Origin of the sequence: Geobacillus uzenensis (assembly GCF_002217665.1) — a bacterium.
GTDB lineage: Bacteria > Bacillota > Bacilli > Bacillales > Anoxybacillaceae > Geobacillus > Geobacillus subterraneus.
The window spans coordinates 46,589-62,159 of sequence record NZ_NEWL01000001.1 but is presented as its reverse complement, the minus strand read 5'-3'; the positions used below and the strand labels follow the sequence as shown (position 1 = coordinate 62,159).

At 49.7% G+C, this 15,571-nt stretch carries 8 protein-coding genes and 5 pseudogenes; 4 read left to right on the top strand and 9 right to left on the bottom strand.

What is annotated here, in order from left to right; all coding sequences use genetic code 11:
* Nucleotides 1-87 precede the first annotated feature (87 nt).
* Nucleotides 88-884, bottom strand: a pseudogene (locus B9L21_RS00255) (RNA-guided endonuclease InsQ/TnpB family protein); the annotation flags it as partial.
* 250 nt (nt 885-1,134) lie between these two features.
* Nucleotides 1,135-3,546, bottom strand: coding sequence for an alpha-amylase family glycosyl hydrolase (locus tag B9L21_RS00250; RefSeq protein WP_413229263.1), 2,412 nt, complete (start codon nt 3,544-3,546; stop codon nt 1,135-1,137).
* 520 nt (nt 3,547-4,066) lie between these two features.
* Here B9L21_RS00250 and B9L21_RS17795 point away from each other — a divergent pair.
* A pseudogene (locus tag B9L21_RS17795) lies at nt 4,067-4,171 on the top strand (ATP-binding protein); the annotation flags it as partial.
* Between the two features lie 2 nt (nt 4,172-4,173).
* On the opposite strand, the pseudogene B9L21_RS00245 reads toward B9L21_RS17795, so the two are convergent.
* From B9L21_RS00245 to B9L21_RS00230, 3 genes and pseudogenes are all read right to left on the bottom strand, one after another.
* Nucleotides 4,174-5,190 (bottom strand): annotated as a pseudogene (locus B9L21_RS00245) (IS4 family transposase).
* A 351-nt stretch (nt 5,191-5,541) separates the two neighbouring features.
* Nucleotides 5,542-5,958 (bottom strand): hypothetical protein, encoded by a 417-nt coding sequence (locus B9L21_RS00235; protein ID WP_063167260.1) that lies wholly within the window; start codon nt 5,956-5,958, stop codon nt 5,542-5,544.
* A gap of 230 nt (nt 5,959-6,188) precedes the next feature.
* Nucleotides 6,189-6,599: pseudogene (locus tag B9L21_RS00230) on the bottom strand (JAB domain-containing protein); the annotation flags it as partial.
* 204 nt (nt 6,600-6,803) lie between these two features.
* On the opposite strand from B9L21_RS00230, the pseudogene tnpC reads away from it, so the two are divergent.
* Nucleotides 6,804-8,243, top strand: a pseudogene (gene tnpC, locus B9L21_RS00225) (IS66 family transposase).
* A 218-nt stretch (nt 8,244-8,461) separates the two neighbouring features.
* Here tnpC and B9L21_RS00220 read toward each other — a convergent pair.
* From B9L21_RS00220 to B9L21_RS00205, 4 genes are read right to left on the bottom strand one after another with little or no spacing between them, the layout of a single operon-like run.
* Entirely contained in the window at nt 8,462-9,871 is a 1,410-nt protein-coding gene (locus B9L21_RS00220) for an O-antigen ligase family protein (RefSeq protein ID WP_063164706.1), read from the bottom strand.
* 3 nt (nt 9,872-9,874) lie between these two features.
* A complete protein-coding gene (locus B9L21_RS00215; RefSeq protein WP_063164705.1) occupies nt 9,875-10,996 on the bottom strand; it encodes a glycosyltransferase family 4 protein in 1,122 nt (373 codons plus the stop codon).
* Nucleotides 10,997-11,008: 12 nt separating this feature from the next.
* Nucleotides 11,009-11,746 carry a WecB/TagA/CpsF family glycosyltransferase gene (locus tag B9L21_RS00210; protein ID WP_063164704.1) on the bottom strand — a complete coding sequence of 246 codons (738 nt, stop codon included), beginning with the start codon at nt 11,744-11,746 and terminating at the stop codon, nt 11,009-11,011.
* Nucleotides 11,747-11,752: 6 nt separating this feature from the next.
* Nucleotides 11,753-13,045: a nucleotide sugar dehydrogenase gene (locus tag B9L21_RS00205; protein WP_063164703.1), complete on the bottom strand. Its 1,293-nt coding sequence runs from the start codon at nt 13,043-13,045 to the stop codon at nt 11,753-11,755.
* Nucleotides 13,046-13,216: 171 nt separating this feature from the next.
* On the opposite strand from B9L21_RS00205, the gene csaB reads away from it, so the two are divergent.
* Complete coding sequence (gene csaB / locus B9L21_RS00200; RefSeq protein WP_063857317.1) at nt 13,217-14,350, top strand: polysaccharide pyruvyl transferase CsaB; 1,134 nt, start codon at nt 13,217-13,219, stop codon at nt 14,348-14,350.
* Nucleotides 14,347-15,522, top strand: coding sequence for a glycosyltransferase family 4 protein (locus tag B9L21_RS00195; protein ID WP_063164702.1), 1,176 nt, complete (start codon nt 14,347-14,349; stop codon nt 15,520-15,522). The genes csaB and B9L21_RS00195 overlap by 4 nt, the downstream gene beginning before the upstream one ends.
* The last annotated feature ends 49 nt before the right edge of the window (nt 15,523-15,571 follow it).

Below are 15,571 nucleotides of genomic sequence, written 5' to 3'. Positions count from 1 at the left end.
GTTCGATTCTGTTTTCCTTCATAACAAGTCATTTTGATAGAATGCGGTGGGCGCTCTACTGGATGTAAAACAAAGTTTCAACTTATATAGTTTTTCTTTTATGTTACCGAGAGGAATATTGACAAAGTTTTGATTTGTCTTTTTTCCTAGATTAATATTGCGTTGCCATGTTTCCGCATAGCCAATGACAAGTTTGCCAATTTGATTTTCAATACAGTAGTTAATGATGTAACGGCAAGTCTTGTTGATATAATCATTCACTTTATTATTGCGATTCATAGCAAGCAACGCCTGTTTACGAGTCGTGCCTTTGATTTTTTGCTTATCTTTCATGCTTTGAAGTCTGGCATTTTCTTTGTTAAACCATTGATTTATACTTTTTAATCTCCGCCCATCAATGATGAATGATCTGCCGTCTGATGTGACACAAGTGGCAAAATTGTTTAATCCTAAATCAATGGCCAGTGCTTTTTGGTCATTTAATTCTCTTTGATCTTCAGGCATTTCATATTTGTACTGAATCTCAAAGAACCTGGCATGATGCTTAGGAATGATTTCAATCTGCTTAATCTTTTTGTCCAGTAACAGTCATATTTTCCTTGTTTGGCAAGACTGATCAAACCAAAGAAAGATTTAAAGGCTTCATTAACCTTTTTTAAAATTTGCTGTGCCATGTTGCTGTTTAACAGCTTATAGTTTTCGTTAGTTTTTGCAAGATGATCGTTTTTCTCATAATTAAGAAATTCCTTGTGTTCAAAATAGTATTGTCTGACATTGTACAATCCGACGTTGTACATGTTCTTGGCAATATGGCACAGTTCTCGAAGAGTCAAGTATTCTTCTTTGGTCAAACCATTTAGCTGTTGTTTGATACAAAAATACATGTTTTCACCTCCCATCTAACTATATAAGTTGCAATTTTGTTTTACATGGCATTGTTCGCTCTTCTTGCCACCGTGCCAGCTTGTTAGGTGATAAAGTAAAGACGGACATGGAGGTCGGAATTTCTTTATTACAACCTATATATATGATACTATATTTTACTGAATCTATCCTATTTTCAGCAAAATATAGTTAAGGCGATTCATCTCCCACTTACTCCGCTTCGCTTCGTTGAAGTGGGAGTCTTCTCGCCTAATTAAGATAAATCGTCGGCGCCCCCGGATATCCCATCTGCAAAATCGCCGCTAGCTTGAGCCGCTTTTTTCCAAGTTCTTCATTATAATTCGGATCAAACTCCGCCCGCTCGAATGAATCCGTTCCGTTCCCAAGCAGAAAGACCGCCCGCGCCGTGTCATGCGAACCGATCAAATTCATCAGCGCATAAAACGCTTCGCTCGGGTAGTCTTCCCTTATGGCCGTCAGTCGCTGATCGGCCTCTTCTGCATTCCCATTTCGCAAAAAGTCAAGCACCGCCCCGCGGAACCGGTAGTTCATCACGGAATCGTACTGATCGCCTAGAAAATATTTCGATGCGTCATCCCAAATTTCCCCTAAAATGAGCGGCTGCTCCCCTTCTTTTAACGTCGGGCCGCGGTCGTACGATCCTTGAAGCAGCTCTTGACGAAACTCGCGCCAAAACGCCGCATCCACCTCGTTGGCCACATCGAGCCGCCACCCAGAGGCGCCGCGGGCCATCCAGCTTTTCGCGACCGAATCCGATTCGCGGAAAATGTAGTTCGCGAGCTCATCGTTGTTTAATTCACTCGGATACGATACCTTCTCCCCTATCACGGACTTAAACTCAGGCAAGCTGTCATAGCCCCACCATGACTGATACTTATAACGACCATCGACTTTTTCGTTTTCAATATTGAACCAAAGATGAAACCCATACGGGCTGAACGTTTGCCCTTGTTGTTTGAACTTCTCTTCCGCCTGTTTCCGCGCTTCCTCCTCGCTCAATCCTTTTTCGTTCATCAAATCGTACACCGCTTCCCAATATTCATAGGCGCCGACCGTCGGATAACGGTGATAGCGGTCAAAGTAAATCGAATCATCAGAGACGTGGTTAAACACCCCGTCTAAGATAAGATGCATCCCTCGTTGCGCCAGTTCCTGAACAAATGCCTGAAACTCTTCCGGCGACCCGAACATCGGATCGAGTTCTTTGTAATTGCTTGCGTCGTATTTATGGTTCGAGGGCGCCGTGGCGATCGGGTTTAAGTAAATCGTGTTCACCCCAAGCGACTGCAAATAATCCAACTTCTGTCTAATTCCGGCGATGTCGCCGCCGAAAAAGTCGTTCGACCATTCGCCGTCGCCATCGTAGCCGCTCGTCCCTTTCAAGCGCGGATTATCGGGCAACTCCGACCAAGCGCGATGTTCAATCGGCTGTGTGCCGCGCGCCCGCTGCTTGCTGTTGTCGTTGGAAGGATTGCCGTTGAAGAACCGATCCGGGAAAATTTGATACACCACCGCTTCTTTCATCCAGTCGGGCGTCCTGTAATCCGGATCATACACCGTCAGTTGAAACAGCTCCGCGCGGCTGTCCACCGCTTTCCCCCATTGCCCTTCTTGCGTATCTTCGCCGTATTCCACTTTCGTTCCGGCGTCTTGCGCTATAAATTTATACCCGTACACCCCTGAGGCAGAAGGGGTGAACGCCACCTCCCAATATTCATCGTCCCCGAGCACGCCGACTTTTTCCATCGTGTAGACGTTAGCCGTGCCGGTCGTCGTATTTTTCACATACACATCCGCTTTCGTCAAATCGCCTTTTTTCGCCGCTAAGCGAAGCGTCACCTTCGTTCCCGCTTTCACCGCCCCAAACGGCTGGCGGTACAGCGCATCCCATGTGTTATGCTTGAGCCGCTCTTTTTGAACGATTCCATCTGAACCTTGCGGGCGGTAATCGGTATAGACCTCTTTCGTCTTCGCATTGAAAAAGAACGTGATAGTCGAAGGCTCCAACACGTTTAACCGTGCATTGTCTTGCGGATAGTTTTCATCCCAATTGGTTCCAAGCACGATTTTGTACTCATAAGATCCTTTCGGCACCTGCGCCGTCAACGCATAAACGGAGTCAAAATCATCATCCTTGAGGAAGGCCGTCGATGTGGCCGGAGTCCAACCATTATTGTCTGTCTCATAACCGATGGCTGGCAATACGGTTCCGACCAGACGTGGCTGTTTTTCCTTTGGAATCAGCGCATACCAAGTCGAGTCAGCGATGGCATGAGTGCGGTCATGGTAGTAAAACGTTACCTTTGTCGGCTCGTTCAATGTCAATGTAAGATTCCCGCCGTTGCGCCCACCAGCACCGTAGTTTTCATCCCAGCTGCCGTTGATGGCGATTTTGTACTCATACGTCCCCGCCGGCAACGTTCCCGTTAATGTATAAAGGCCGTCGCCTTCATCATGCATCACGGTCGCTGCAGCCGACGGATCCCATTCCTTCGTATGCCCCAACTCATCCTGCAGCGTCCCGACAAGCGTGACCGTTCGCTCAGGAGAGCCAGCCGCACTGACAACTGGCTGCCCCTTCCCATTCCCGTAAGCAGCAGCCGAACAGAACGGGGAAAGAACCAGCCACACGGCCGTCAAAATCCATCCTATCCTCCTTCTCCTCCACGCTTTCAAAACCGGGACACCTCGCTTTTTCCCCATTCTCTTCCCAAATCCCTTCTCCCCTTTCTGTTTTATGCTAACGTTTGCACAAATAGATTAAGGAAAACGTTTTCCTCAACCTCATATTATAAGAATCGACTAAATATTTCAACATGTTTTTTAAAAAAGAAAAATACTGACTTATTTGTTGAAATTCTATTGTAGAAAACGCTTTCAACATTCACTATAATGTTAGACATACTTGAATACATCGCTACCTTCCTTGTCTTTTTTGCGCAATCGTTTCCCTAATGGTTATTCCACAGATGCCCCAAGCCAATGTAATAAGGAAAAGGAGGAGAGTATGTCATGAAAGCGTTTCAAAAATTAGGCCGAAAAGCGATGGTATGGCTCATCACCTGCTGGCTCGCCCTTTCGTTCTTCGGCGGCCCAACGCCATCGGCTGATGCCGCTCCTTTGAACGGCACGATGATGCAGTATTTTGAGTGGATCGTGTTTGGTCCATCACGCCCACATTCTCGCGTTTACGGGAGAGAGCTACCGCTTGCGGCACGCGCTTTCTGCCGTTCAGTCGCCCCCTTCTCACTCGGTTGAACGATAAATTCATGGAGCAGGCGAGCCTATGTATTTTTTCTTGCAATTCTCTGCACTTTTTGCTTGCAAAAAACACTTTTTTGTATAACGCCTTGATTTTTTTCCGTGTTGAGCGATCATGTCACACAGTTTGAAAAGGAGATGGATAGCTAAGTCTCAGAACCCCATAAGGCTTGAAATCAATCCATCCCCCACTCCTTGATCATACTCATCGCCTTCTATTCGCTCAATTCCTTTTTCTGTTTTCGATAGAGCCATTCTCGCATGGCAAACATGACCGTAGAGCTGATCAATAAGGCAATCAACGTTCCATACAAGTGGCACTGAAAGCGAGTCCCTTTCATCCGTTTGAATCGATGAATGTGAAACAGGGATTTCCATGTTTTAACGATCACCTCAATTTGCCAGCGAAGAGAATACAGCGTATGAATGTCATGCTAAGTCTTTCACACAAAGGTCTCCTTCTTGAATGGTCGATCGAAGGGACGCTCCGTAGGCGGCGTCATGACGACGAGCATCCCCGACGTCCACATGGAGAAACTTCCCTTCTAGCCATTCATATTCTAACTGAATTTTCACCCCAGGCCCCGTACATCCCTCGTAAATCCCTTGGACCTCTGGAGGCAGTTGAAACGACGTGGAATCGAGAATGCGAATCCGGCGAAACAGCGAATGTCTTTGACACACGTGACGGGCCTCCTGCGTCTGATGAATAAGCGGTTTTTCGAACACCGCTTTGAGGAAACTCACTGCTTTTTCATGAAACCGTTGATTGAGCCCTTTCGCACTCAGAGAGGTGTTTTGCTTAAGAGCTAGAGCACTGCAGAGCCACACCAATGATTTTTGACCGCCTCCTTCCTGGAGAAATGTGCAAAGTGCCACGAAATCATGGGCGCGCAACTTCCCCTTTCGTTGAATAAATGGATGATCTTGGGCCATCTGTTCCCGTTCTTCGCACGATAACACGCTTGGTAAACCCTCTAAAAAACAATGCCCTTCCTCTTGGAGAGATGAGGACGTCTTCAAAAAAACCACCCTTTCTAAGACATGATGAAGTCTTCAAAAGGATGGTCAAATGAGGCATAGATTTATTCCTGTTTTCTTAACTTGATGGCTATGATGGGCACCTGAATGCTACCTAAAAACGGTTCACGCATGTTCTATTCGATTGGCAAATTCCACTCGACAAGCGACTCCATATACGCAGCATGTCTCACCAACGGCAACATCGCCGTTTTACTCACCCGGTCCCTTCGGCATCGGGCGCGGTCAACACCGCGCGACTTCCTTGGGATCATCGCAAGCGGAAAAGCAAAAAAATCATGGATCGAATCACTCGTCGCACCGATCGAAAAACGCCCCAAAGCGCGACCGTGTTCACGCGTACCGCTGAAGAACAGCCGCAATCCTCTCTATGGTCTCTTTGGCAGCGTCTGTCAATGTTTCAAACTTAAAAGCAATGGATTGAGCACTCGGATTGACGGGCGGCCCGTCGTTTCGATCCCTGCGAAACGCTGAGGTCGCTTCCAATTCTTGTTTGAGCCCATCGGGAAGCAACGCTCGTTCAAACCGCCAACTAACCATACTTGGTTCTTTCACTGTGTAATCGTTCGATCCTTCATATTGGATCGCTCCAATCCGCCTCTTCCCGTTTTCAACAGTCGGATCTTTCAACCATAACTGTACGGTTTGCTTGGCATAGCCACCACATAAATACAAGCCTGCCTCCATCGATTTCGCGGCAATGAAATGAAAAACGGGGGTAATGGCAAATCGGTACTCGAGCACGTTCACCTTTTCTCCCTCCCTTTCTTCCGACGCTATTGCCCGACCATCCATTACAACTATTCACCCCTCGTGATTCTTCTTATGCATTGATGCATAAGAGCACATTCTTTCACCTAACCGGCGACCATATCATTCATCGCCTCTATCATCCTTATTTCTCCATTCTTCACCATATCCCTTCTTTTTCACACCTATTTCGTGCTCTCATGACAAAAATCGGGAAGCTAACAAACTTTTTTCTTTGCCGTAGGCCCTGCACTTTTCGTTGCAGAACTCTGACCGCTGGGATGATTATGGGCGACAATGATGAAAGCAGAGTTTGACAGAATAGCAGCCTTCATCACCTCCCTCGGATGCACGATACTAGCGTTCAGGCTCCCGACATGGCAAACGTTGATGGCAGTCGGCTGGTTTTTCGTGTCAAGGCAGACAACTACAAACTTCTCACGGTCTGCTTCCACAAGAAACGGATTCAGCAGCTTGTACGCATCTTCCGGAGATTTGATTTGCCGCTCCTTGTAGAGAACACTAGATTCCCGAACGAGCTTCAGGCTTACAATATTGATGCGCTTCGCTGGCTGCTTGATGAACACCTCTCTTTCTAGCAACTCTAGCTGCTGGTGGTTGTTGGTTTGATACTTGCTCATCCTTTTCCCTCCTAAAATAGAAATAGCCTCAATTCCCCGAAAGGAATTGAGGCTTGATGATAGGTTCAAAATCATAATATATATTTGAAATCAAGCTTGATACAGATTTGGGCGTAACTATTCAGCCACATCATAAAGTGAGCTGAATATTTTCTTCTTTCCTTGTCTATGATGTGAATATTGATAGACAAGGAGGTGAATCGCATGTTGATGGTACAACAAGCTGTATTTACAGTTGAGAGCTTAATCGGCAAAGTTCAACAACAAAAGCAGCTCATTACTCACCAACAACAAGTCATTGAGCAACTGTTGAAAGAAAACAAACAGCTACGCAAAGAAAATGAACAACTGAAGTACCGTGTTCAAGAGCTGGAAGCACGCACGAGACGCTCCGTCAAGTGGAACATCCACATCATCGTGTCGTCCACCGTGTGCATACGTGTCAAGGATGTGGAGCTTCTTTGCGTGAAGTCAAACCGTTCAAAGTCGATATCCGTCAAGTGTTTGATGTCCCTCCTGTGGCGATCGAGGTGACACAACATGAACGTGAAGTGAAATCGTGTCCACATTGTCGATGCGTGCAACAAGCCGAATTCCCATCCCATGTCACGAATCATGTGCAATACGGTCCACGGCTCACGGCGCTCGTTGTTTATTTACATCATATCCAATTGATCCCGTACAAGCGTTTAAGTGATACAATCGAAGCGTTATATCAACACTCGATTAGTACAGGAACCCTTGCCAATATGGTGAAACGAGGACGCGAAGCGCTGGAATCAAATATGGACATCATCGAAGACGCCTTACTTGAATCCAACATCCTGCATGTCGATGAAACGAGTTTGCGCATCAATGGGAAACTCGCATGGGTGCATGTCGCGTGTACATCGAGATATACATACTTGGCTCCTCACGCTTCTCGTGGAAAAAAAGCGACCGATGATATCGGGATTCTTCCCCGATATGAAGGGACGATGATGCACGATGCGTTCGGTACGTTCCTCCCGCGAGCCGTCTGGCAAAAAGCCTGGTGGGCAAGAGGGACATGAGGGGAAGACGCTCCGTCAAGTGGAACATCCACATCATCGTGTCGTCCACCGTGTGCATACGTGTCAAGGATGTGGAGCTTCTTTGCGTGAAGTCAAACCGTTCAAAGTCGATATCCGTCAAGTGTTTGATGTCGGGCATACGTGGGCGATGCGCATGACCACGTTTCTGTTAGCCGCCAAGCAAGCCGTCGAAGCCCATCACGGTGCACTTTCCGAAGAAGAAGCGAGACGGTGGGAACGAGTGTATGATCGCATCCTAGAAAGAGCACAACACCGATTAGAAACGATGACGCCTCTTCCGAAAAAAGCACTCGCTTTTGTTCGACGCCTTCAAAAACGAAAGGAAGAAGCGCTGCGTTTCTTACGTGAAGTACATGTTCCCTTTGATAACAACCAAGCCGAACGCGATCTTCGCATGGTCAAAGTCAAAGAGAACATTTCGGGTACGTTTCGCGAAGAAACATTCGCGCAGTCGTTTTGCATCGCAAGAAGCATCGTTTCCACACTGACGAAACACGAAAAAAACGTGTGGGATTCGTTATGTCTTCTGTTGGCAGGCGAAACGATCGATCGAGTTCTTTCCGCTACCTAGGGCATTTTCTATGACCGAAATGCCCTATTTGTGCTGGGCTTTTTTATACACTAGCACTGGGGTGAATAGTTACTTATGTCTTCTGTTGGCAGGCGAAACGATCGATCGAGTTCTTTCCGCTACCTAGGGCATTTTCTATGACCGAAATGCCCTATTTGTGCTGGGCTTTTTTATACACTAGCACTGGGGTGAATAGTTACTCAAAAACCACGCAGGCGTTATGCCTGCGTGGTTGATGGCCGAGCGCTGGTCTGATGGACGAATGCCATGGCCAGGCCTGAGACAAGCCAAAAGATCGTGTTGAGCTGCGGGATGAAAATTAAGTTGTTCGATAGATTTTGCACCATGAAGGTGGCGCTGCCCGCGATCAAGGCGACGATAATGAGCTTGCCCAGGCGATCAGATGATGCGAAGTAAAGGCGAAGCAAGTACACATAGTAAACAACATAAATGGCGACAAAGGCGATTAAGCCAAGGAAGCCCGTTTCCGCCCCGACTTTTAAGTACGAGTTATGGACGGAATATTGGTCATGGCCGATATACAGTTCCGGATATTTCGTGACATACTCTTTGTAGCGGACTAAATAATTGCCGATGCCAACGCCGATGACCGGATTTTCTTTCATCATTGCCCAGCCCGTTTTCCAAAGGGTGACGCGGGAGACGACGGCGCGGTTTGTTGTCGCTTCGTCTTCAGTCGTTTCCTCATCAGCCTCATCACCATCTAAAAATCCCCCGCCCTCATCACCGTTGTCGCCGGCGAAATGGTCAGCCAAGCCGCCTGGCATGTGGCGGCTAATGATTTTTTCCATCGCATAGACGGCCGAATACGTGCGCGACTGTACGTCTGGCATGAAATAGACGATCGTAAGCAGCACGACAAACGAGATCAACATATGCGGGCGAATGGCATGTTTGATGAACGTTTTTGGCATAAGCAAGATCACCAGTGCCAATCCGCCGAGCATGGCGACCCAAGCGGCGCGCGTATAGGTCAAGACAAGGTTGATGACGTAAATACTGTACACGGCAAACATCAGCAACTGCGCCTTTTTATCGCGCCAATAGACGACGGCGAACAAAAGGAGCGCCGGGATGACAAGATTGAGAAACGACGCGTAATAGTTCGGGTTGACGAGCGTCGAGTCCACGCGCCCTTTGGCCTCTTTCAAGGCGTACAGCCCCGCTGTGTTAAGCGAAATGCCGAAAATGTATTGGATCACTCCGTACAAGCCGACAAACAGGGCGGAAAGGCCGAACGACTGGGCAAAGCGCACGTATTGCTCGCGGGTGAATTGGACTTTGACGACAATGAAAAACAAAACGACATACGACAAATAGCGGGCGAGCTCCATTATGGCTGGAGCGAGGCTGACCGCTTTCACTAACGAGACGATGGCGATGATGAAAAAAGCGGCGAACGCCAGCGCGATTGGCTTGAGCGGAAAATCGTTCAACTGAATGCGCCGCTGCCGATAATCGATGAGCGCCGCCAGCGTGATGAGCGGAATCATTACGACCTCGGCGGAAAGCGGCAGCGGACCGATATACGTTTTGTACGAAACGAGCGGAATGAGAAAAAGCGCCCATAAGACGGCGTAATAGGTCAACGGTTGTCTAACTCGCATCGTTTAAACTCCTTTTTTCCTAGTTGGGTGGATGGCTAAGACACGTTCGTACGTGGCCACCGTTTCTTCATATAAACGCTGCAAAGAAAAGTGGGTGGAAGCGTGCTCGTACAGCCGCTCCCCCATCGTTTTCAGCTCCTGCTTTCGGCTGCGCGCCTCGCGCATCGCTTGGGCGAGAGCTGCGCGATCGCCTACCGGAACGATCCACCCCATGTCGCTAGAGGCGATGAGTTGTCTTACCCCACCGACATCGGTGGAAATGACGGGCAAGCGTTCATTGGCCGCCTCAAGCAAGGCGAGCGGGAAACTTTCGCTATAGGAAGCCATTAAGGCCACATCCGACAGCGCGTAAATGTCCGCCACATCGCGACGAAACCCGAGAAACTGCACTTGGCGCCCGATGCCGCTTTGCGCTGCTTTTTCACGCAGTTCGGCCGCCAGCGGGCCATCGCCGACAACAAGCAGCTTCATATCGGGATCGGAAAGCGAGGCGAGGGCGTCAAAGACAAGAGCATGTCCTTTGATCGGGTGGAGGCGGGCGACCATCGTGATCACCACGTCGTCTTCCCGAAGCCCAAGATCAGCGCGCCGCAACGTATGTGGACGGGGGGCATCATCGAAGTCGATGCCGTTGTAAATCGTTTGAATCCGTTCAGCGGCGATGCCAAGCTCCACCAAGCTTTCTTTAAACCGCTCCGAGACGGCAAAAAAATAGTCTACCTTCCGAAGCGCCCATACGTTGAGGCGGGTGAACCATTTTCCTTTCCACCCTGATTTCATAAAGTCAAGGCGCGGGTCGCTATGGACGGTGGTCATCCATGGGATGGTGATGTTCCGTTTGATGAGCGCGCCGTACAAATTGGCGCGCGGCCCGTGCGTATGCAAAAGATCGAAACGTTCGTGGCGAATGAGCGCGACAAGCTTCGACAGCACGGACAAATCGTAGCGGGATGACTGGGTAAGGAGGCGCACATCGATCCCCGCCTGGCGCGCCTCCGCAGCAAGCGGCCCGTCCTGGAACACGACGAGCGTCGCGGTGCCTGGGGCAAATTTGGACAAGAGGGTGACGACATGTTTGCGCGACCCTCCTGTTTCCCCGCCGCTAATGACGTGCAACACGTTCACCGTCATCTCTCCTTAGCAGCCGGACTTGCCGGCTGTGCGTTTTTCGGTCAGTACTCTCCAGAGAAATTTCGGCAAGGCGAGTTGCCGTTTGAACCGTTTCGGGTCGGTGACGAGCCGATACAGCCATTCGAGGCCGAGCGTTCGGAACAGCTTTGGCGCCCGTTTGACATGGCCGGCAAACACGTCGAAGCTCCCGCCAACTCCTTGAAACACTTTTACGTTGAGCCGATCCATATGCGCTCGGATCCATAGCTCCTGCCTCGGGCTGCCGAGCGCGACAAACAGCATATCGGCGTTGGCCTCATTAATGGCGCGGACGACCGCTTCGTCGTCGTTCACATACCCGTTCATATAACCGGCAATGCAAAGACGAGGGTATTTCGCCTCGAGATTTTCTTTCGCTTTTTTGACGACCTCTTCTTTGGCGCCGTACAAAAAGACGCGATACCCTTTTTCCGCTGCCCGAGCGATGAGCCGCTCCATCAAGTCGATGCCCGTCACCCTTGATGCGAGGCGCCCGCCTTTTAGTTTTGAAGCGAGCACGACGCCGATGCCGTCGGGGATTTGGTATGTCGCCGCGTTAATCAGCTGTTTCAGCTCCTCATTTTTGCCCGCGGCGATCACTTTTTCCGGATTGACGGCAATAATCGTCGACTTTTGGCCGGCTGCCATCCGCTTCTCGATATCCGCCAGAATGTCGTCATATGGTAAGGTGGAGACGTACACTCCTAAGTATTGCTCTTTTTGCATCGCTGATCATACTCTCTCCGATGGATGTTCTTGAATGGCACGGACGACCGATAAATGGCCGATTTGATAAACCGTCACATCTTCATCGTCAAGACGGACGCAATGTTTCGTATCGAAAATGACCTTGGTTTTCATCGGCGCCAATTCCTCAGCCGTTAATGTTTTGAATTCGTTATGGTCAGCTAAGACAACGACAAGGTGCGCTCCATCGAGCGCTTCCTCTTTTGTAGCGAGCGGGAACGGCACTTGCGACGGCTTGACGTGCGGGTCATAAGCACGGACATCAAACCGCTCGTTCCGACATAGCTCTTCATAGATTTCAATGGCCGGACTCTCGCGCACATCGTCCGTATTGCCTTTGTATGTCAATCCGAATACGGCGATGACCGGCGCTTCGAGTTCCGCGGTCATTCGTTTGATTTGCTCGACGACAAAGTGCGGCATGGAGTTGTTAATGCGCCGCGCCGTTTGGATGAGCTGCGACTCTTCTTTCGCCTTTTCAACGATAAAATACGGATCCACCGCCAAGCAATGGCCGCCGACGCCGGGACCTGGTAGATGGATATTGACGCGCGGATGTTTATTGGCCAGTTCGATGACTTTATGGGCATTGACGCCAATGCGTTGTGCGATTTTCACGAGTTCATTCGCTAAAGCGATGTTGACATCGCGGAACGTATTTTCCATTAATTTTGCCATTTCGGCGGTCACCGCTTCCGTCTCAATCACTTCGCCTTTGACGATCGCCCGATAGACGTCGGCCGCTTGTTTCGCCGCCTCTTTCGTGACGCCGCCGACGATTCTCGTGTTTTCGACGAGCTCGATTAAAATGCGGCCAGGCAGGACGCGTTCCGGGCAATGGGCCAAATACACATCCCGCTCCGGGTCAAAGCCGTGCTCACGAATGATCGGGGCAACGACATCGTCCATCGTTCGCGGTGGAATCGTTGATTCAACGATGACGACGTTTCCTTTCCGCAAATACGGCGCCACCGATTTCGTTGCTTCAATGACGTAGTCGATGTTGGCGGTGTAATCGTCGTGAATCGGTGTCGGAACGGCGATGATGAACACATCCGCCTCTTCCGGGGCAAGCTGGGCCCGGAATTTCCCCTCTTTGACGACTCGGTTCACCAGTTCGGCTAACCCCGTTTCTTCAATATGAATATCGCCGCTGTTGATCGTCGCAACGACGGTTTCGTTCACATCCACGCCGATGACGTCAAATCCGGCGGAGGCAAATATCGCTGACGTCGGAAGTCCGATATAGCCTAGCCCGACGACACATACTTTTTTCATCGTGACAACCTCTCTTTTTGTAAACTAGACTTGCTTTGTTTTCGAGCTTTTTCGACCAATCACGTTATAGTATAACAAACCGCGATTCATTTTGCATCATTGAATCTACTATAGGCAAATGCTACAATTAAGGTTGATTTTTGTGGAACGATGTCGTTTAGAGGAGGAGTTATGCCGTTGAACATTGTCATCTCTGGCTTTTATGGATTGGGCAATACGGGGGATGAAGCCATTTTAGAGGCGATTATCGACAATCTTCGCGCCGAATTGCCAAACCCGGATATTACCGTGTTTTCCCTGTCTCCTGAGCAAACGGCGAAAGCACACGGTGTGAAAAGTGTATACCGTGGATGGCGCCACGATAATAAAGGAAAAATTCGGGCGCTGCGTGAAGCGGATTTATTAATCAGCGGCGGCGGGGGATTGCTTCAAGATACGTATCCGACCCGCTTTTTGTTCGGTCCGCTTCCTTATTATTTATTGGTTGTGTTTTTGGCCAAGCTTTGCGGGACGAAAGTCATGTTTTTCTCGCAAGGGATCGGACCGGTGAATACGACGTGGGGAAAGATTTTAATGAAAGTGTTTGCCAACATGGCTGATTTTATCACTGTCCGCGATGCGTATTCGAAACAGTTGCTTCATGAGCTGGGTGTGACAAAACCGGAAACGGTCGTTACTGCTGATATTGTCTTTGCCTTTCATCATAAGGAAGATAATGCTTGTCTTGAAAGCCTTCCGCTTCGCGGTGACGAACAGCTTGTGGCGATATCGGTTCGCCCGTGGCTTGACCAGCGCGACTATTATGGAAAAATCGCCCGTGCGCTCGATCAGTTGATCGAACTTGAGGGCATTACGCCGGTCTTCGTGCCGATGGAAGGACATCATGATGTGCGTGCGTCCGATCGAGTCGTCGAACAAATGAATCATCGATCCGCTTGCCACATTCTCGGCCCGGATTTTACGCCGAACCAATATTTGCATTTTATTAGCCGCTGCCGTTTGACGATCGGCATGCGCTTGCATTCGCTCATTTTTTCTGCCTTGGCAGGCGTCCCGCATATCGGCCTCAGTTATGACCCGAAAGTGGAGAGTTTGCTGAAGCGCTCCGGCATGTGGGATTATTCGTTCCGTCTTGAGGAGATCGACGTCGACCAGCTCGTGAACAACGCCCGTTTTATGCTCGCTGAGCGTGAAACCGTCCGTGCGATTGTTCAAAACAACGCCAAACAAATGCGGCAAGAGGCCATGGAAAACATTCGGCTGTTGAAAGAAAAATTTTTCCCGCAAGGAGAAGATCGCCGATGAATATTTTGCTAGCGACCGTCTTCGATTATCCGCATGCCGGCGGATTATCCACCCATGTAACTACATTGAAGGCCGGGCTTGAGGCGCGGGGACATCGTGTAGACGTCGTTTCGTTCAGCGACGTTCCCCGATCCATGCAAATGATGCTCGCTAAGGGACCGAGTTTTTTGCTGAACAAAGTGTCGAAAGGAACAGGCATTCTTTGGAGCCATGCTGTGAGACAGCGGCTTCTTTCCCGTCTCATCGCCGACAAAGCCGCCAGCAGGCGGTATGATGTGATCAACGCCCAGGAAGTGTTTGCGACGTTGGCCGCGCTGCCATCTGGCATCCCCACGGTGACGACGGTGCACGGCTACATGACATACGAAGCCATCAGCCGCGGAGCGGTGGTGGAAGGAAGCCGGCAGGCGCAGCACTTGTTGGAGAAAGAAATTGAGGCATACACGAAAACGCGGAAAATTATTACCGTTGACCAGCGCATTAAAGAGTATGTACGGGAAAAAGCCGGGGTGGAAGCGACCGCCATCCGCAACTTTATCGACGTTGACCGTTTCAAACCAGAGAAAGCGAATCGGCTCGCCTACCGAAAAAAACACGGGGTGCCGGAGAATGCGGCCGTCATTTTTGTACCGAGACGGTTGACGAAAAAAAACGGGGTCATTTATCCAGCGCTTGCGTTGCCGCACGTCTTGGAAAAATACCCAAACGCCATGCTCATTTATGCCGGGATGGGGGAAGCGTACGACGAGCTGAAATCGCTCATCGAACAGCGAGGACTGAGTGAAAAGGCCAAACTGCTCGGCGCCATTCCGCATGAGACGATGACCGAGTATTATGCCCTCTCGGACATTGTGCTTGTTCCAAGCGTCCACTCCGCCGGAGTGGAAGAGGCGACATCCATTTCCGCCTTAGAAGCCATGGGATCAGGATCACCGCTCATCGCCTCGGCGGTTGGGGGCTTGAAAGAGATCGTCAACCATCGGCAAGACGGCCTGCTCGTCGAGGAAAAAAATGTGGATGAACTCGCTCAAGCGATCATCGAGCTGCTCGATCATCCGGAGTTTGGGCAACAACTGGCACAAGCAGCGCGCCGGAAAATCGAAGACGAATATTCCCACTTATCAGCAGCGAAAAAGTACGAAGACATTTATCGAGCCGCGCTGGCGCCATAACACCATGGCCGTCTCTTTGTCATCAGGGGCGGCCTTTTTCGATTTTGAA

Excerpts from the sequence above, each read along its gene's own strand:
- B9L21_RS00220 (WP_063164706.1), bottom strand. The coding sequence starts at position 9,871 with ATGCGAGTTAGACAACCGTTGACCTATTACGCCGTCTTATGGGCGCTT.
- B9L21_RS00210 (WP_063164704.1), bottom strand. The coding sequence starts at position 11,746 with ATGCAAAAAGAGCAATACTTAGGAGTGTACGTCTCCACCTTACCATAT.
- B9L21_RS00205 (WP_063164703.1), bottom strand. The coding sequence starts at position 13,045 with ATGAAAAAAGTATGTGTCGTCGGGCTAGGCTATATCGGACTTCCGACG.
- csaB (WP_063857317.1), top strand. The coding sequence starts at position 13,217 with ATGCCGTTGAACATTGTCATCTCTGGCTTTTATGGATTGGGCAATACG.
- B9L21_RS00195 (WP_063164702.1), top strand. The coding sequence starts at position 14,347 with ATGAATATTTTGCTAGCGACCGTCTTCGATTATCCGCATGCCGGCGGA.